At 66.4% G+C, this 17,785-nt stretch carries 17 protein-coding genes; 15 read left to right on the top strand and 2 right to left on the bottom strand.

Translation table 11 applies throughout. From position 1 onward, the window contains the following. Positions 1-8 precede the first annotated feature (8 nt). The 5 genes from rimP to rbfA all read left to right on the top strand — a co-directional run bounded on the left by rimP (position 9) and on the right by rbfA (position 5,991). Positions 9-623, top strand: a complete 615-nt coding sequence (gene rimP, locus RM50_RS11790; RefSeq protein WP_043452810.1) for a ribosome maturation factor RimP — start codon at positions 9-11, stop codon at positions 621-623. Beyond that, positions 623-1,603, top strand: coding sequence for a transcription termination factor NusA (gene nusA / locus RM50_RS11785; RefSeq protein ID WP_043452809.1), 981 nt, complete (start codon positions 623-625; stop codon positions 1,601-1,603). Before rimP ends, nusA begins: the two co-directional genes overlap by 1 nt. A gap of 180 nt (positions 1,604-1,783) precedes the next feature. After that, positions 1,784-2,113 (top strand): YlxR family protein, encoded by a 330-nt coding sequence (locus RM50_RS20390; protein WP_082007062.1) that lies wholly within the window; start codon positions 1,784-1,786, stop codon positions 2,111-2,113. A gap of 171 nt (positions 2,114-2,284) precedes the next feature. Continuing rightward, positions 2,285-5,197 (top strand): translation initiation factor IF-2, encoded by a 2,913-nt coding sequence (gene infB / locus RM50_RS11780; protein ID WP_043452808.1) that lies wholly within the window; start codon positions 2,285-2,287, stop codon positions 5,195-5,197. A 284-nt stretch (positions 5,198-5,481) separates the two neighbouring features. Then, complete coding sequence (gene rbfA, locus RM50_RS11775; RefSeq protein WP_043452806.1) at positions 5,482-5,991, top strand: 30S ribosome-binding factor RbfA; 510 nt, start codon at positions 5,482-5,484, stop codon at positions 5,989-5,991. 71 nt (positions 5,992-6,062) lie between these two features. Here rbfA and RM50_RS11770 read toward each other — a convergent pair whose 3' ends face one another. Continuing rightward, a complete protein-coding gene (locus RM50_RS11770; protein ID WP_240471946.1) occupies positions 6,063-7,163 on the bottom strand; it encodes a ScyD/ScyE family protein in 1,101 nt (366 codons plus the stop codon). A gap of 203 nt (positions 7,164-7,366) precedes the next feature. Here RM50_RS11770 and RM50_RS11765 point away from each other — a divergent pair, with 203 nt between their 5' ends. Continuing rightward, on the top strand, positions 7,367-7,888 hold the full coding sequence (locus RM50_RS11765) for a nucleoside deaminase (RefSeq protein ID WP_043452801.1): 522 nt from the start codon (positions 7,367-7,369) through the stop codon (positions 7,886-7,888). Positions 7,889-7,890: 2 nt separating this feature from the next. Beyond that, positions 7,891-8,328 carry a thioredoxin gene (trxA, locus tag RM50_RS11760; RefSeq protein ID WP_043452800.1) on the top strand — a complete coding sequence of 146 codons (438 nt, stop codon included), beginning with the start codon at positions 7,891-7,893 and terminating at the stop codon, positions 8,326-8,328. Positions 8,329-8,392: 64 nt separating this feature from the next. On the opposite strand, the gene RM50_RS11755 is transcribed toward trxA, so the two are convergent. Then, positions 8,393-9,550: a pyridoxal phosphate-dependent aminotransferase gene (locus RM50_RS11755; protein ID WP_205622259.1), complete on the bottom strand. Its 1,158-nt coding sequence runs from the start codon at positions 9,548-9,550 to the stop codon at positions 8,393-8,395. 193 nt (positions 9,551-9,743) lie between these two features. Here RM50_RS11755 and truB point away from each other — a divergent pair, with 193 nt between their 5' ends. From truB to RM50_RS11715, 8 genes are all read left to right on the top strand, one after another. Then, positions 9,744-10,679 (top strand): tRNA pseudouridine(55) synthase TruB, encoded by a 936-nt coding sequence (gene truB / locus RM50_RS11750; protein WP_082007061.1) that lies wholly within the window; start codon positions 9,744-9,746, stop codon positions 10,677-10,679. A gap of 2 nt (positions 10,680-10,681) precedes the next feature. After that, positions 10,682-11,035, top strand: coding sequence for a hypothetical protein (locus RM50_RS11745; protein WP_043452794.1), 354 nt, complete (start codon positions 10,682-10,684; stop codon positions 11,033-11,035). Positions 11,036-11,054: 19 nt separating this feature from the next. Next, the gene (locus RM50_RS11740; protein ID WP_043452793.1) at positions 11,055-11,519 is read left to right on the top strand and encodes a membrane protein; all 465 of its coding nucleotides are present in this window, start codon (positions 11,055-11,057) and stop codon (positions 11,517-11,519) included. 100 nt (positions 11,520-11,619) lie between these two features. Next, positions 11,620-12,603: a bifunctional riboflavin kinase/FAD synthetase gene (locus RM50_RS11735; protein ID WP_043452792.1), complete on the top strand. Its 984-nt coding sequence runs from the start codon at positions 11,620-11,622 to the stop codon at positions 12,601-12,603. Between the two features lie 54 nt (positions 12,604-12,657). Next, complete coding sequence (kynA, locus tag RM50_RS11730) at positions 12,658-13,512, top strand: tryptophan 2,3-dioxygenase (protein WP_043452789.1); 855 nt, start codon at positions 12,658-12,660, stop codon at positions 13,510-13,512. Next, positions 13,509-14,768, top strand: a complete 1,260-nt coding sequence (locus RM50_RS11725; protein WP_043452788.1) for a kynureninase — start codon at positions 13,509-13,511, stop codon at positions 14,766-14,768. Before kynA ends, RM50_RS11725 begins: the two co-directional genes overlap by 4 nt. 182 nt (positions 14,769-14,950) lie before the next feature. Beyond that, positions 14,951-15,220 carry a 30S ribosomal protein S15 gene (rpsO, locus tag RM50_RS11720; protein WP_043452786.1) on the top strand — a complete coding sequence of 90 codons (270 nt, stop codon included), beginning with the start codon at positions 14,951-14,953 and terminating at the stop codon, positions 15,218-15,220. A gap of 241 nt (positions 15,221-15,461) precedes the next feature. Further along, positions 15,462-17,720, top strand: a complete 2,259-nt coding sequence (locus RM50_RS11715) for a polyribonucleotide nucleotidyltransferase (RefSeq protein WP_043452944.1) — start codon at positions 15,462-15,464, stop codon at positions 17,718-17,720. The last annotated feature ends 65 nt before the right edge of the window (positions 17,721-17,785 follow it).

Here is a 17,785-nt window from a genome sequence, read left to right as displayed (position 1 = left end):
CCGGCATCGTGAGCAACGCAGAAGCTACGGCTTCACCAGACCACACCGGCACGGGAACCGGGTCCACCCCGGCCCACAATCCCGAAGCCGCCCGGCTCCGGGCCCTCCTGGAACCTGCCGTCCAGGCCAACCGCCTCTACCTGGAAGACGTCGTCATCAACATCGCCGGTTCCCACCGGGTGGTCCACGTTGTGGTGGACCTGCCCCAGGAGGAGACGGGCGGCGTCAGCCTGGACGTCATCGCCGACATCTCGAGAGTGCTTTCCGACGTCCTCGACAACGACCCCCAGTCCGACACCCGCCCCTACGACCTCGAGGTGTCCTCGCCCGGCGTCGGACGGCCGCTGACCGAACCCCGGCACTGGCACCGCGCCAAGGGCAGGATGGCCAAAGTCAACGTGATCCAGGGCGAAAACATCACCGGACGCATCCAGTCCGTGGACGACGGGGGAGTGACCCTGGTCCCTGAGATCGCCGCGAAGAAGGGCATGAAGCCCCGGCAGGGTGAACCCGTAAAGCTTCCTTTCGACAGGATCCGCAACGGAAAAGTCGAGATCGAATTCAGCCACCTCCCGGAGGACGGTCTGGAACCTGAACACAATGGACCTTCTGAGGAGGCCTGATGGATATTGACATGAGCGCACTGAGACTTTTGGAGCGTGAGCGTGAAATCCCGCTGGACCTCCTGATCCCCACCATCGAGCAGGCGCTCCTGGTGGCCTACCACAAGTCGCCCGGCGCCTTCGAAAAAGCGCGCGCCGAACTGGACCGCAAAAGCGGGCACGTGACCATCTGGGCTGTCGAACTTGACGACGACGGCGCGCCCATTGGCGAATTCGAGCACACGCCGGAGGGATTCGGCCGCATCGCCGCCAGCACCGCCCGTCAGATCATCCTGCAGCGGCTCCGCGACGTTGAGGACGACAACGTCCTGGGCGAGTTCAAGGGCCGTGAAGGCGAACTGGTGTCCGGCACCATCCAGCAGGGCAACAACCCGCACATGATCCAGGTCAACCTCGGCTCCATCGAGGCGCTCCTGCCGCCGCCCGAGCAGGTTCCCGGGGAGAAGTACGTGCACGGCAATCGCCTGCGCGCACTGGTCATCGACGTGCACCGCGGCACCAAGGGACCCTCGGTTACCCTGTCCCGCTCGCACCCGGGCCTGGTCCGCAAGCTCTTCGAACTCGAAGTGCCCGAAATTGCCGACCACTCGGTGGAGATCGTTGCGCTGGCCCGGGAAGCCGGCCACCGCACCAAGATCGCGGTCAAGGCGAACACCCCGGGGATCAACGCCAAGGGCGCCTGCATCGGCGAAATGGGCTCCCGCGTCCGGGCGGTCATGACGGAGTTGAACGACGAAAAAATCGACATCGTGGACTTCAGCGAGAACCCGGCCACCTTCATCGCCAGCGCACTCTCGCCGTCCCGTGTGAATTCCGTCACCATCACGGACGAAGCCACGCGGTCTGCCCGCGTCGTGGTTCCCGACTACCAGCTGTCGCTTGCCATCGGCAAGGAGGGCCAGAACGCCCGCCTGGCGGCGAAGCTGACCGGCTGGCGGATCGACATTGTCTCCGACGCCGCGGTAGCCCGCGACAAGTAATGTCCGCGGACGGGATGGCCCCCGCAACGCGGCGGCCACCCGTTTCGGGCAGAACGGCCCCAAAGGGGCTAGAATAGATAGGACCGCGCCTTACGGCCGGTAGCCGTGTGCCTTGGGCGTGCTCGTTTCCGTGACAGCGGAAGCGGTAAGCCCGGGGCCAGCAGAGTGAACGTCAGGACGATGACCGTGGCAGAAGTACCTTCCACCGGAAGTCAGCCCGAACGTACCTGCATCGGCTGCCGAAAGAAAGGCCCGCGGTCGCAGTTGCTCCGGCTCGTCGCCGAAGGCAGCGGGTCAACCGCTGTCGTGGTGGATGAACGACGCCGGATGGCTGGCCGGGGTGCTTGGCTGCACCCCAGCCAATCGTGCCTGGCTCTGGCGATCAAGCGGCGAGCATTCGGACGTGCCCTCAACGGCGCGGCCGGGACAGCCGCCGTCGAACACTGGATCATGTCAGGCCCGAACGTTGACGCCGCCCCGGTGGCTGCAACACCAACCGTCCAAACCTGAAAGCGGGTCAGAAATCTGATGGAAACCCGATGAGTTCCCAGCGATGAGTGCGTAACGATGACAACTTTGTTGCGCTCTGCAATGGGCCCCTTCGCATCAACAGCGGCTGGGGTCCGCAGTAAGAAGTAGACGGTTCGTGCCTGGCTCGGTGCGGACCGAGACAGGAGAAATGTGGCCAAGGTCCGCGTACACGAGCTCGCCAAAGAGCTCGGTATAACTTCCAAAGATGCAGTGACAAAACTGCAGGAACTGGGCGAATTCGTTCGCTCCGCCTCTTCAACCATTGAGGCCCCCGTTGTGCGGAAACTGCGCAACGCCTTCCCCGACGCAGCTGCCAAGTCAGCGGCGCCGGCTGCCCCCGCCGCTGCGCCCAAGGCGCCCGCCCCCGCAGCAGATTCACGTCCTTCAGCCCCGGCTCCCGGCCCGGCTGCGCCCAAGGCTCCGGCCCCCAAGGCCCAGGCACCGGCTCCGGCTGCTCCCGCCGCTCCCGCACAGGCAGCAGCTCCGGCAGCCCCCGCCGCTTCCGCGCCTGCGGCTCCGGCTGCACCGTCCGCGGGTGCTCCGTCCACCGGTGCCAAGCCCGGTGCACGTCCTGCCCCGAAGGCCGATGCCCCCGCTCCCTCCACCCGTCCGGGTGGATCCACGCCCGGTGCATCCGGTCCCCGTCCCGGCGGTCCCCGCCCGGGCAACAACCCCTTCGCCACCTCGCAGGGCATGCCCCGCGGCCGTGGTGGAGACGGTGAGCGCGCACCCCGTCCAGGCAACAACCCGTTTGCCACCTCGCAGGGCATGCCCCGGCCCGGTGGAAGCCGCACCGACGGCGACCGTCCCGGTGGTCCCCGTCCCGCAGCAGGCGCAGGCGGACCCCGTCCGGGTGGGCCGCGTCCCGCAGCCGGTGCCGGTGGTCCCCGTCCCGCAGCCGGTGCAGGCGGACCCCGTCCCGGTGCCCCGCGCCCCGGCGGACCCCGTCCCACTCCCGGCATGATGCCCAACCGCACCGAGCGTCCCGCACCCGCAGGTGCCGGCCGTCCCGGCGGCGGCCGCGGACCCGGACGCCCCGGCGGCGCTCCCGGCACCGGTGGTCCCGGTGGCGGCGGCGGTGCTCCCGCCGGTGGTGGCTTCGGCAAGGGCGGCCGCGGACGCGGCGGCACCCAGGGTGCCTTCGGCAAGGGCGGCGCAGGCCGTGGCAAGCAGCGCAAGTCCAAGCGCGCGAAGCGCCAGGAACTTGAGCAGATGAGTGCCCCGTCGCTGGGTGGCGTGAGCGTACCCCGCGGCGACGGCAACACCGTCATCCGGCTGCGCCGCGGTTCGTCCATCACGGACTTTGCCGACAAGATCGAGGCAAACCCCGCCGCACTGGTCACCGTGCTGTTCCACCTTGGTGAAATGGCCACCGCCACCCAGTCGCTGGACGAGGACACCTTCGCCCTGCTTGGCGAGGAACTTGGCTACAAGCTCCAGGTCGTTTCGCCGGAGGACGAGGAGCGCGAGCTGCTCTCCAGCTTCGACATCGACTTTGACGCCGAGCTCGAAGCCGAAGGCGACGAGGAACTCGAGGCACGTCCTCCAGTAGTCACCGTCATGGGCCACGTCGACCACGGTAAGACCCGGCTGCTCGATGCCATCCGCAAGTCCGACGTCATGGCGGGCGAACACGGCGGCATCACCCAGCACATCGGTGCCTACCAGGTCACGCACAACCACGAAGGCGAAGACCGGAAGATCACCTTCATCGATACCCCAGGCCACGAGGCGTTCACCGCCATGCGTGCCCGTGGTGCGAAGGTTACCGACATCGCCATCCTCGTGGTGGCAGCGGACGACGGCGTGATGCCCCAGACCGTTGAAGCCCTCAACCACGCCCAGGCGGCCAACGTGCCGATCGTCGTGGCCGTGAACAAGATCGACAAGGAAGGCGCCAACCCTGAAAAGGTTCGTGGCCAGCTGACCGAGTACGGCCTGGTTCCCGAGGAATACGGTGGCGACACCATGTTCGTGGAAGTCTCTGCCCGCCAGAACCTTCACATCGACGAGCTGCTCGAGGCTGTCCTGCTCACCGCGGATGCAGCCCTGGACATGCGCGCCAACCCGAACAAGGACGCCCGAGGCATCGCGATCGAAGCCAACCTGGACAAGGGCCGCGGTGCTGTTGCCACCGTCCTGGTCCAGTCCGGCACCCTGCGCGTCGGCGACACCATCGTGGCAGGCACGGCCCACGGCCGCGTCCGTGCGATGTTCGACGACGACGGCAGCGCCCTGACCGAGGCCGGCCCGTCCCGCCCCGTCCAGGTGCTGGGTCTGTCCAACGTGCCGCGCGCCGGTGACACCTTCTTCGTGACCGCTGACGAGCGCACCGCCCGCCAGATCGCCGAGAAGCGTGAAGCCGCCGACCGCAACGCCGCCCTGGCCAAGCGCCGCAAGCGCATCAGCCTGGAAGACTTCGACCAGGCCGTCGCCGAAGGCAAGATCGACACCCTCAACCTCATCCTCAAGGGTGACGTGTCCGGTGCCGTGGAAGCCCTCGAAGACGCACTGCTCAAGATCGACGTCGGCGAAGGCGTGCAGCTGCGCGTCATCCACCGCGGCGTGGGTGCCATCACCCAGAACGACGTCAACCTGGCAACGGTCGACTCCGCCGTCATCATCGGCTTCAACGTCAAGCCCGCCGAGCGGGTTGCCGAACTGGCTGACCGCGAAGGCGTCGACATGCGCTTCTACTCCGTCATCTACGCAGCAATCGATGACATCGAGATGGCGCTCAAGGGCATGCTCAAGCCGGAATACGAAGAAGTCCAGCTCGGCACCGCCGAGGTCCGCGAAGTCTTCCGCTCCTCCAAGTTCGGAAACATCGCCGGCTCGATCGTCCGCTCGGGCATCATCCGACGCAACGCCAAGGCACGCGTCAGCCGCGACGGCAAGATCATCGGTGACAACCTCACCGTTGAGTCGCTCAAGCGCTTCAAAGACGACGCCACCGAGGTCCGCACGGACTTCGAGTGTGGTATCGGTCTTGGGTCGTACAACGACATCACCGAAGGCGACATCATCGAGACCTTCGAGATGCGCGAGAAGCCGCGCGTCTAGTCTGTCTGGTGTGGGGCCGTCGGGATCTCCCGGCGGCCCCCGCTTTTCCGCCGTGAAGGGGGCCCCGCCCCTACGACGGGTGGCTGGCGATCTGCGATCGTCAGCCACCCGTCTCCGGCAGGCCCGATGCCACTCCCGGGCCCCCTTCACGGCTCCAAAGCGCCGCCGGAAAATCCCGACGGCATGGTCGTTGGCCCGCCTTTAGCGCGTGGCACATAACTGAAACGTTCGACGCCGGCCCACCGCCGCCGTCGTACGTCCCATATTTTTCTTAGGAGTTGTTCATGGCTGATCCGGCACGTGCTGCCAAGTTGGCGCAGCGGATTAAGGTTGTTGTGGCTGAGGCCCTGGGCCGGAAGGTTAAGGATCCCCGGTTGGAGGGGATCACCGTTACCGATGCCCGCGTGACCAATGATCTGCAGCACGCCACCGTCTACTACACCGTCTTTGGTGACCAGGCTGTCCAGGCGGATGCCGCCAAGGGCCTGGAGAAGGCCAAGGGCGTACTCCGGCAGGAAGTCGGCCGGAACATCACCGTCCGGCTGACCCCCACGCTTGAGTTCGTGGCCGACCAGATTCCGGTCAACGCCTCCAACCTTGAGGACCTCCTCCGCGAAGCCAAGAAGCGTGACGCCGAGGTGGCCGCCCTGGCCGCCAAGGCCAAGCACGCGGGCGACGCCGACCCCTACAAGTCCGATGCCGCCGGCAACGTTGACATCGACGAGGACGACTTCGACGAAGAGGACCTTGACCTCAGTGACGATGAGGACCTTGACGAGGACGGCAACAAGTAGTCCGGGCTCAAGCGCCACGCCCTGAAAACGGCAGGACCCAATGTGGGTCCTGCCGTTTTGTTGTTTCCGCCTTAGTGGAGGTCCACCTCGATCAGGCGGCCGCCAGGCTTCGTCATGGGAGCGGCAGGCGCCTCAGGGTCCGACACGCCAACCAGGGCGTCCACCGTTGCGAAGACGTCCCCAGCCCTGAACTCAACGTCGGCGGGCATGTTGACCGTCAGGAAATGCGATCGATCGCCCTCGGAGTTGAACTTCAGGATTTCCCCGCCGAACAGGGATGCGACATACACATCACCCTTGTCGGTCACGGCCAGCCCCGTAGGCGTGAGGATGTGGTCCTGCCACAGTTTCGTCTCGCCGCTCCACGGATTGACTTTGAAGATGGCACCGCGGGCACCCATTGATGGGCCCGGCTGTCCGCCCGGAAGCGATGAAACGTACAGCCAGCCGTCCGGACCAATTTCCACGTCCGTGGGAACCGGCTCAAAAGCGTACGAGAAGCCGGCGCAGTCCGGAGCGGCCAGCGATGCTGCAACTTCCGCAGTCAGCTTCACGGGCCTTGGCGGAAGGACTGCAACCGTCGAGATCCTGCCAGACTCCAGGTCGACCTTGAGGACCGCGTTCATGCCTGCATCGGCCACATATGCTGTATCTTTCTGGACTGCCACGGCGTAAGGATGTGAGTCCACGGCTCCGGTGTACTGTGCGGGAGGGGCGTCGGGGATGGCTCCCGCTTCAGTGAGGCACTGCTGGCTTACATCGGCCTCGAAGCCGTAGTGTTGCTTGCCATCAGGATTGACCTTCCGTTCGTAGTCGGCGAAGTTGGCGATAGTATCCACATCGCCCCTGGAATCAATCGACTTCAGGTAGCCGTGGAGGGCCGAGGGGTCACCCTGACCGGCTCCAATGCTTTCCAGGAAATACGTGGTGTCGTCGCGAATATCCGCGCCGGCGACTTCCCAGCCTTTCTTGGCTGTGTAGACGTCGTGGCGTTCACCATCGTGCTCGACACGGGTGAGTATCCCGGCAAAGTCCTGGCTGACCCGCACGGATTCGCCGTCCCCTACGGCGAGATGGAGCGGCGAGACGAGGCCTGTGGCCATGGTCTCGTAGTCGGGGTCGTGGCTGGACGCGAACGCCGGACCTGCCTGGACCACCATGGCAGTGGCCATGCAAGTGACTAAAGTAAGTTTTCGTTTCATTGGATTCTCCGGGGTGCGAGGCCCTTGCGGGCTGGATATATAGCCTCCGCAGAGGCAAAACGGATCCCCCGGGCGCAAGCGTAGGCCCCTACCTGTGGGTAGTCGTTGGGGGAAACCCCCTACATCGCCCCCTTTTCGTCCCCCCATACTGCAGCCGTGGCTAGGATCGTGGTATGAACTCCGCGGACCAGGGCAGCAGCTCCCTCCAGCAGGCCAACCAGGGCAGGAACCATGAGTGGGCGGCATACCTCGAACAGGCCGTGGACTTGGCCACGCGGAATGTCAGTGAGGGTGGCGGGCCTTTTGGTGCCGTGGTGGTTACTCCTGACGGGCGCGTGCATGCCGGCGTCAACAGGGTGACCCGGGACAACGACCCCACCGCCCACGCCGAAGTGGTGGCCATTCGGGCGGCAGCTGCCGCGACGGCGGACTTCGACCTCACCGGCTCCGTCCTCTACGCCAGCTGCGAGCCGTGCCCCATGTGCCTTGCCTCCGCCCTCTGGGCCCGGATTGGGCGGGTCTACTTCGCCGCGGACCGCCACGGTGCTGCCGCGGCAGGCTTCGATGACGCGCTCTTCTACGACTACTTCAATGGTGCCGCGCCGGAACTGATGCCGGTCACCAGGGGTGACATCCCGGCGTCGGACGTCCCCTTCCAGGCGTGGCGCGCGTTCGAGGGCAGGAAGGAATACTAGCCATGGAATCCGCGCTTCTCAGCTGCCCGGCCTGCGGGAAGACCAACCGTGTGCCTGCCCAGGCCGCCGGCCACCCCCGCTGCGGCAACTGCAAGGCGGACCTGCCCTGGATCGTATCCGCCGGTGACAGCGATTTTGCCGCCGTGGCCGAACAGTCGTCGGTTCCGGTGCTGGTCGACTTCTGGGCCGCCTGGTGCGGCCCCTGCCGCATGGTCAGTCCGGTGCTGGACAAGCTGGCCCGGGAACGGCCCGGGAAGATCAAGCTGGTGAAGGTGGATGTGGACACCTCGCCCGGCCTCTCGCGGCGCTTCGACGTCCAGGCCATTCCCACGCTGATGGTGATCGTTGACGGCAAGGTCGCGGCCCGCCAGGCCGGAGCCGCGCCCGCGCAGGTCCTGCGGTCCTGGCTGGACAAGGCACTTGCCGGCGCGCGGAGTTAACCCGCAGGAGTTAAGGCGGCGGAGTTAACCCACCCGGGACGCCGCACGCACTGCAGGAGCAAGCTCAGGACAGAACTGCCGGAAGCCGGGACACCCCTTCCAGCAGTTCCTCCTTCCGGCCGCACAGCGCAATCCGCACCCACCCCTCGCCGATGGAACCGAAGGCCGTTCCCGGGGCCAGGGCCACACCCGAATCCGCGAGGAAGCGCCGCACCCAGCCCCGCACATCGCCGCCGGTCACGTGCGACATGTCAGCCCACAGATAGAAGGCACCCTGCGCCGGAAGGTAGCGGATCCCCTTGGCCGCCAGGACAGCTGAAGCGGCGTCCCGGTTGTCCTTGTAATGCCGGTGCGCGTGCCGGACGTAATCCTGCGGGCCGGTCAGGGCCGCCAGCGCCGCGTACTGCGGCGCCGATGCCACGCACGAGACGATGGACTCCATGACGTTGTCCATTTTCCGTTCAAGCCCCGGCGGGCAGACCAGCGCGCCGATCCGCAGCCCCGTCAGCCCGTAGGTCTTGGACAGCGTCAGCGACGTGAACACCCGCGCGTCGTCCGGCACGGCGCCGTCGAACCGTGCCGGGCTGACGTGCGGGACGTCATACGTGAACGCCTCGTAGCACTCGTCCGAGATCACCCAGATGTCGTGGCGGCGGGCCAGGTCCATCAGTTCGCGGACCAGGTCTTCACCGAGTACCGCGCCCAGCGGGTTGGACGGCGAATTGAGGACCAGGACGCGTGTCCGGCCGGTGATCACGGCCGCCACGTCGGCCACCCGCGGCTGGAAGCCATGTTCCGGGTGCAGCGGGTAGCCCACCGGGACGGCATTCAGCAGCCGGCTGGTCATGGCGAAGGTGGGGTAGCCAGGGTTGGGAATGAGGATCTCATCGCCGGGGGAGAGGAGCAGGCTCATCGCAAAGTGCAGCCCCTGCTGGGCGCCGGACACCACGTAAACCCGGTCGGCCCCGACGTCCACGCCCTGCTCTTCCCGGAACCGGGCGGCGAACGCCTCACGGAGGGCAGGGATCCCGGCGTTGGGCGTGTAGTTGGTCTCGTCGCGGTCCAGGCAGGCGATGCCGGCGTCAAGGACATGGCGGGGGAGCGGGAAGCCAGGCTCCCCGATACTCAGCACCACAGCGCCGGGAGTCCGCCACGCGGCCTCGGTAATCTCGCGGATCTGGTTGACGGGCACGTCGCGGACATGGGCGGCAAGCTCAGGCATGCCAGCCATCCTAGCCGCCGCCGGCCCGCCTTCCGCCCGCACCCGGTGACTGGCCCGCCTGGTCGCCTGCCGCCGTCGGCCCGCCTTCGGCCCGCACCAGGTGGCTGGCCCACCCGGTCGCCTGCCGCCGTCGTCCGGTCGCCCGTCGCCGCCCTGCGCGGGGGCCCCAACCTGCGCCGATATACTGGGAGGCGTGCTTTCTGGACTGGTGATAGTGGACAAGCCGCAGGGATGGACCAGCCATGATGTGGTTGGCCGGATGCGGCGCCTCGCAGGTACCCGGAAAGTGGGGCATGCAGGCACCCTCGATCCCATGGCCACGGGCGTGCTGGTGCTGGGCATCAACAAAGCCACCCGGCTGCTGACCTACATCGTGGGAACCTCCAAGACCTACACCGCCACCATCCGGCTGGGCCAGTCCACCGTGACGGACGACGCCGAAGGTGAGGTCACGGCCACCACCAGCGCCGCGGGGGTCGGCGATGAACAGATCCTCGACGCCGTCGCAGCGCTCACGGGCGATATCCAGCAGGTGCCCAGCAGCGTCAGCGCCATCAAGGTCAACGGCGAACGCGCCTATGCGCGGGTTCGGTCCGGGGAGGACGTCAAGCTTGCAGCCCGTCCCGTCACGATCCACCGGTTCGATGTGCATTCTGTCCGCCGGGACGCCGAAGCCGGGGACGTGGACCTGGATGTGACGGTTGAATGCTCGTCAGGGACCTACATCCGCGCCCTGGCCAGGGACCTGGGCAGCACCCTGGGCGTCGGCGGCCACCTGACGGCACTGCGGCGAACCCAGGTTGGTCCCTACACCCTGGACCAGGCGCGCACCCTGGAACAGCTCGCCGAAGAGCTCAACGTCCTGGACATGTCCCTTGCCGCCCGAGCCCTGATGCCCAACCGTGAACTCACCGCGGAGGAAACCGCCGAGATTTCCTTTGGCCGGCGGATCGGAGCCGGCCCGGCAGCAGGAACCCCGGGCGCCGCCACCGCCGAGCACCCGGCGGCGGCCTTCGCTCCCGACGGCACCCTGGTGGCGCTTCTCGCCGACGCGGGAAGCTACGCCAAGCCCGTACTCGTCTTCGCCCCCGGCAACGGAGCGGCCGCGGCCGCTGCCGCGGAGGCCTGAGCGTGGACGCATATTTTTGGATCATCCTCGTCGTGGGGCTGGTGTCCACACTGTTGTGCCTGGGCGCAGGAATCCTCAAGAAGGCACCGAACGACGTGACCATCCTGTCCGTCGTGGCGGTGGAAGTGGCCCTGGTGGTCTATCTGGTGGGTTCGATTGTCCGCGTTGTGGCCGGCGAACCGATTGCCGGCGAGGCGTGGGAATTCTGGGGCTACATGGCCACCGCGATGCTGCTGCCGCCGGCGGCAATCTACTGGTCCATCCTGGAACGGACCCGGTGGAGCAATTTTGTCCTGGCAGCGGTCGGCGTCACGGCATTGGTGATGGCCGCGCGCATGAACCAGATCTGGTACTGAAATGGGAGAAGCAGCACGTATGAAAGACCAGCAGCCCTCGGCCACCGGAGACGCGCCCGTGCGCAATACCCGCAACACCGGTCCCGGCCGGCTGCTCATTGCCGTGTACGGGATCTTCGCCATTTCCGCCACCGCGCGGGCCGGCTACCAGATCCTCACCAAGTTCAACGAGGCTCCGCTGGCGTATCTGCTCTCTGCCTTCGCCGCCGTGGTGTACATCCTTGCCACGGTGTCGCTGGCCAAGGCAGGCACCACCTGGTTCAAAGTCTCCGTTGCCGCCGTGCTTGTTGAGCTCGCCGGCGTGCTGGTGGTGGGGACGCTGAGCATCCTGGACTCCGTGCAGTTTCCGCACGAAACCGTCTGGTCGCTTTTTGGCCGCGGCTACGGCTTCGTTCCGCTGCTGCTGCCCATCCTGGGGCTGGTGTGGCTCTACCGGCGCCGGCCCTCACTGGCCCGGCAGCCCCAGGCCGGGGCCGCGAAGTGAAGGCAAAGTACGGGCAGCGAATCCGGGTAACCTTGAAGAGGTCCGCCGCCGGTATGGGTGACGGAACGTTGATGCTTGCAGGCAGCTTAAGGCGAGGGTGATGGTTTACATCTGGAACGATCCGTCCGATGTCCCGGCGGATTTCGGCCCATCTGTTGTCACTTTCGGCAACTTCGACGGCGTTCACCGGGGCCACCAGCAGGTGCTGTCCCAACTGGTGCGTTTGGCACGGCTTTCCCAGGCGAAAGCCGTGGCCATCACCTTTGACCCCCACCCGGCAGTCATCCACCGGCCCGAGGCAGCTCCCGAACTGATTATGGGCCTGGACGACAAGCTGGAAGCCCTCGGCGAGCTGGGCCTGGACGCCATCCTGGTGGTCAAGTATTCCCTGGACCTGGCGAGCCTCACGGCCGAGGAGTTCGTGGAGCAGTACCTGGTGGACTGCCTGCACGCCGGCCACGTGGTGATCGGCCACGACGCCCGCTTCGGGCGGGGGAACTCGGGCGATTTGGACACCATGAAGGAGCTTGGCGAAAAGTTCGGCTTCGATGTGCAGGTCATCAGTGAGTTCGGCTCCGAGGGATATCCCCTGCACGACGACGACGGCACGGACCGCCGCTGTTCCTCCACCTGGGTGCGCGAAGCCCTCCAGGAGGGAGACGTCGCCACCGCTGCGTCCGTCCTGGGCAGGCCGCACCGGATGCGCGGTGAGGTGGTGCACGGCGCAGCCCGGGGCAGGGCCCTTGGCTTTCCCACCGCAAACCTTTCCTCGGACGCCTCGGGGCTGATCCCGGCCGACGGCATCTACGCCGGCTGGCTGGTGGACCAGGCCGGCAAGCGCTGGCCCGCGGCCATTTCGGTGGGCTCCAACCCCACGTTCGACGGCGTCAGCCGCCAGGTGGAGGCGCACGTCATCGACCGGCCCAAGGAAGCGGTGGAGGACTTCGATCTGTACGGCCAGACAGTAATCATCGAATTCGTGCAGCGGCTCCGCGGCATGGTGGCCTACCGTGGCCCTGAAGCCCTGGTGGAACAGATGCGCCTGGACGTGGCGCAGGCCCACGAACTCCTGGGTGGCCGCTGACCGCTGCCTCCGCAGGGGCGGCAACAACCGGGTGACAACAACGAAAGGCAGTACGTGTCCGTCGAGAAGAACACCCGCAAGCTGGATAAGGGGATCGTCCGCGACTTCAGCTCACGGATGAGCTACGCCTCCTACCTCCAGCTTCCCACCCTGCTCAGTGCCCAGCAGCCGGTCAGCCAGCCCGAACACCACGATGAGCTGCTGTTCATCATCCAGCACCAGACCACGGAGCTGTGGCTGAAACTGGTGCTCCATGAATTGCGCAGCGCTGCCGCCTGGCTCCGCACAGACGACCTGGGGTCGGCGCTCAAGGGCATTGCCCGGGTCAAACACATCCAGAAGACCCTCACCGAGCAGTGGTCGGTGCTGGCCACGCTGACGCCTACCGAGTACTCCCAGTTCCGCGGCTTCCTGGGCAACTCCTCGGGCTTCCAGTCCGCGCAGTACCGGGCAGTGGAGTTTGTCCTGGGCAACAAGAACCGCAAGATGCTCCCTGTCTTCGAGTCCGACCCAGAGGCCCACGCCATGCTCGAGGAACTGCTAGCCGCTCCCAGCATCTACGACGAGTTCCTGGCCTATCTCTCCCGGCAGGGCTTCGACGTGCCGCGTTCCGTCCTGGACCGGGACGTGACCCGCGCCCACGAGTTCGCCCCGGAACTGGTACCGCTCTTCAAGCACATCTACGAACACGCGGCGGAGAACTGGGCGGCCTATGAGGCGTGCGAGGAACTGGTGGACCTGGAGGACAACTTCCAGCTGTGGCGGTTCCGGCACCTGCGCACCGTCCAGCGGACCATCGGCATGAAGACGGGCACCGGCGGCTCCAGTGGTGTGACCTTCCTGCAGAAGGCCCTGGAACTGACGTTCTTCCCGGAACTATTCGCTGTCAGGACGGAGATCGGACAATGAGCATCCACCAGGAAAACCCCACCGACGTCACCGCCGAAGAGCTCCGCGGCCGCGCCGAAGAGCTCGACCGCCGGGATGCGCTGGCCCACTACCGGGACCGCTTCATCGGCACGGAGACGCCCCTGTCCTACCTGGACGGCAATTCCCTGGGCCGGCCGCTGAAGCGGACCGCGGACGACGTCGCCGCTTTCGTCAGGGATGAGTGGGGCGGCCGCCTCATCCGGGGGTGGGACGAGCAATGGCTCAACCTGCCGCAGGCCATCGGTGACCAGCTGGGCCGGGCCGTCCTGGGCGCGGCTCCGGGACAAACGATCATCGCCGATTCCACCACCGTGGTGCTCTATAAGATCATCCGCGCAGCCCTTGCCGCCGTGCAGGACCCGGACCGCAACGAACTTGTGCTGGACACCGAGAACTTTCCCACCGACCGCTACCTGGTGGAGGGCATCGCCCTCGAGGAGGGCCTGACCCTCCGCTGGATCGAGCCGGACCCGGCCGCCGGGGTGACCCTTGACCAGGTGCGCCAGGCCACCGGGCCGCGCACCGCCGTCGTCCTCCTCAGCCAGATCGCCTACCGCTCGGGCCACCTCGCGGACCTGCCGGGCATCACCGCAGCAGTACACGACGCCGGCGCGCTGGTGGTGTGGGATCTTTGCCATTCTGCGGGGTCGGTGGAGATCGGCCTGGACGATGCGGACGTCGACTTCGCCGCTGGCTGCACCTACAAGTACCTCAACGGCGGTCCCGGCTCACCTGCCTTCGCCTATGTCAATGCCCGGCACCTGCCCGCACTCAACCAGCCGATCTGGGGATGGATGGGCCGCAAGGACGCCTTCGAGATGGCCGCAGGCTACGAACCCGCTGCAGGCATCCGCGGCTTCCTCAGCGGCACGCCCGCCATTTTCGGCATGATCGCCATGCAGGGCACCCTGGACCTCATCGAGGAGGCCGGCATGGCTGCCATCCGGGCGAAGTCCGTGGACCTCACCGCCTTCGCGGTGGAGGTGTTCGACGCGTGGCTGGCGCCGCTCGGAGCCACGCTCGCCACCCCGCGCAACCCGGAGGAGCGGGGCGGGCACATCACGGTGGACCACCCGGACTTCACGAAAGCCACCGTGGAGTCGCTCTGGGACAGCGACGTGATCCCGGACTTCCGGTCCCCGCACGGCATCCGGATCGGGCTGTCGCCGCTGAGCACCAGCTTCGCGGAAGTGCTGCAGGGCATGGCGGCCGTCAGGGACCGCCTGCGAAGCTGAGCGCACTGTTTCGACAAGGTTAGGCCCGGGCCGGTAAACTGGACGATGGATCCGGCTGCAGTCCGTGGCGGCTGGCTCCTGTTGTTGGCGGCCGCCTCCGGTTTTCCGGGCGGGACGCACGCGGCAGACCCGGCAGTGAGTTTCTGACCTGGGCCCTCACGGCACATTCCCAAGGAGTTATTGTGGCACTTGACGCCGCTGTAAAGCAGTCCATCATCAAGGAATACGCAACCGCCGAAGGCGACACCGGTTCACCCGAGGTCCAGGTTGCCGTTCTGACCCAGCGGATCAAGGATCTGACTGAGCACATGAAGGAGCACAAGCACGACTACCACACCCAGCGCGGTCTGCTGGCCATGGTTGGTCGTCGCAAGCGTATGCTGAGCTACCTCAAGAAGACTGACATCGCCCGCTACCGTTCGCTCATCGAGCGCCTCGGCCTGCGCCGCTAGTCTGGCTTTGGGGCGGCCCTTTCCATCCGGAACGGGCCGCCTTCTTCACCTAAAACTAAACAGGAGGATCAACCGCATCACGCATTCGCGGTCCTCGGTAGTGATCTCCGGGAACGGCTTCGTCGACTGAAGCCGACGGCCCGTGGGTCTCGATCGATGACCGGGTGCAGGGCCAGTAGACAGATGCTGGGCTGGGTTGATGCGGCTGGACTTCCGTGAAACAGAAACGGAGGTGACTCTCTTGGAGGGTCCCGAAATCCAGTTCTCAGAGGCTGTCATTGACAATGGCCGCTTCGGCAAGCGCGTAATCCGCTTCGAAACCGGCCGCCTCGCGAAGCAGGCCGCCGGCGCAGCCATGGTGTACATCGATGATGACACCGCACTGCTGTCCGCCACCACGGCCGGCAAGCACCCGCGTGAAGGCTTCGACTTCTTCCCGCTGACGGTCGACGTCGAAGAGCGCATGTACGCCGCGGGCCGCATCCCGGGCTCGTTCTTCCGCCGCGAAGGCCGCCCGTCCACCGAGGCCATCCTGGCCTGCCGCCTGATGGACCGCCCCCTGCGTCCCGCCTTCATCAAGGGCCTGCGCAACGAGGTCCAGATCGTGGTCACCGTCCTGGCGATCAACCCCGACGAACTGTACGACGTCGTGGCCATCAACGCCTCCTCGATGTCCACCCAGCTCTCCGGCCTTCCGTTCTCCGGCCCCATCGGCGGCGTCCGCGTTGCCCTGGTTGCGGACGAGAACGGCTCGCAGTGGGTCGCGTTCCCCAAGCACTCCCAGCTGGAGAACTCCGTCTTCAACATGGTGGTGGCCGGCCGCGTTGCCGGTGACGACGTCGCCATCATGATGGTCGAGGCCGAAGCCACCGACAACTCCTGGAACCTCATCAAGGAACAGGGCGCCACCGCCCCCACCGAAGAGGTTGTGGCTGAGGGCCTTGAGGCTGCCAAGCCGTTCATCAAGGCACTCTGCGACGCGCAGGCAGACCTTGCAGCACGCGCTGCCAAGCCCACCGTCGAGTTCCCGGTCTTCCTGGACTACGAGGACGACGCCTACGCCGCCGTCGAGTCCGCTGCCGCGGACAAGCTTGCCGCCGTCTTCCAGATTGCCGACAAGCAGGAACGCGACAACGCCTCCGACGCCCTCAAGGACGAAGTCCTGGCCAACCTGGCCGGCCAGTTCGAAGGCCGCGAGAAGGAACTGTCCGCTGCTTTCCGCTCGGTCACCAAGCACGTGGTGCGCCAGCGCATCCTCAAGGACCAGGTCCGCATCGACGGCCGTGGCCTGACGGACATCCGCCAGCTCACCGCCGAGGTCGAGGTCCTGCCCCGCGTGCACGGCTCCGCCATCTTCGAACGCGGCGAGACCCAGATCATGGGTGTCACCACGCTGAACATGCTGAAGATGGAACAGCAGATCGACTCGCTGTCGCCGGTAACGCGCAAGCGCTACATGCACAACTACAACTTCCCGCCGTACTCCACCGGTGAAACCGGCCGCGTGGGCTCGCCCAAGCGCCGCGAAATCGGCCACGGTGCCCTGGCGGAACGCGCCCTGGTGCCCGTCCTGCCGTCCCGCGAGGAGTTCCCGTACGCCATCCGCCAGGTATCCGAAGCCCTCGGTTCCAACGGTTCGACGTCCATGGGTTCCGTCTGCGCCTCCACCCTGTCCCTGCTGAACGCCGGCGTGCCCCTGAAGGCCCCGGTTGCCGGCATCGCCATGGGCCTGGTCTCCGACCAGGTTGACGGCCAGACCCGCTACGCAGCCCTGACCGACATCCTCGGCGCCGAAGACGCCTTCGGTGACATGGACTTCAAGGTTGCCGGTACGTCCGAGTTCGTCACAGCAATCCAGCTGGACACCAAGCTCGACGGCATCCCTGCCTCCGTCCTGGCAGCAGCCCTGAAGCAGGCCCGCGAAGCACGCCTGCACATCCTCGAGGTCATCAACTCCGCGATCGACACCCCGGACGAGCTCTCCGAGTTCGCTCCGCGCGTCATCGCGGTGAAGATCCCCGTGGACAAGATCGGCGAGGTCATTGGCCCCAAGGGCAAGATGATCAACCAGATCCAGGAGGACACCGGCGCCGACATCTCCATCGAGGACGACGGCACCGTCTACATTGGCGCCACCAACGGTCCGTCTGCAGACGCAGCACGTTCCGCGATCAACGCCATTGCCAACCCGCAGGTTCCGGAAATCGGCGAACGCTACCTGGGTACGGTCGTCAAGACCACCACCTTCGGTGCCTTCGTCTCCCTGACCCCGGGCAAGGACGGGCTCCTGCACATCTCCGAGCTCCGCAAGCTGGCCAACGGCAAGCGCGTGGACAACGTGGAGGACGTCGTCTCCGTCGGCCAGAAGGTCCAGGTGGAAATCACCAAGATCGACGACCGCGGAAAGCTGTCCCTCGCCCCCGTGGTCGCCGAGGAAGAGGCTCCGGCCGACACCGAGCGTGCACACGCCGAGGAACCGGCTGAAGGCGCTGACGTCTAACAGCCCGGGCCTCCCGGCCTAAAGCATGAATCGGCGGGACCGGTGGATGATCCACCGGTCCCGCC

Source organism: Pseudarthrobacter phenanthrenivorans (genome assembly GCF_000813845.1).
Taxonomy (GTDB): domain Bacteria; phylum Actinomycetota; class Actinomycetes; order Actinomycetales; family Micrococcaceae; genus Arthrobacter; species Arthrobacter phenanthrenivorans_B.
Note: the sequence above shows the minus strand (reverse complement) of the source record. Positions and strands in the feature narration are given on the sequence as shown.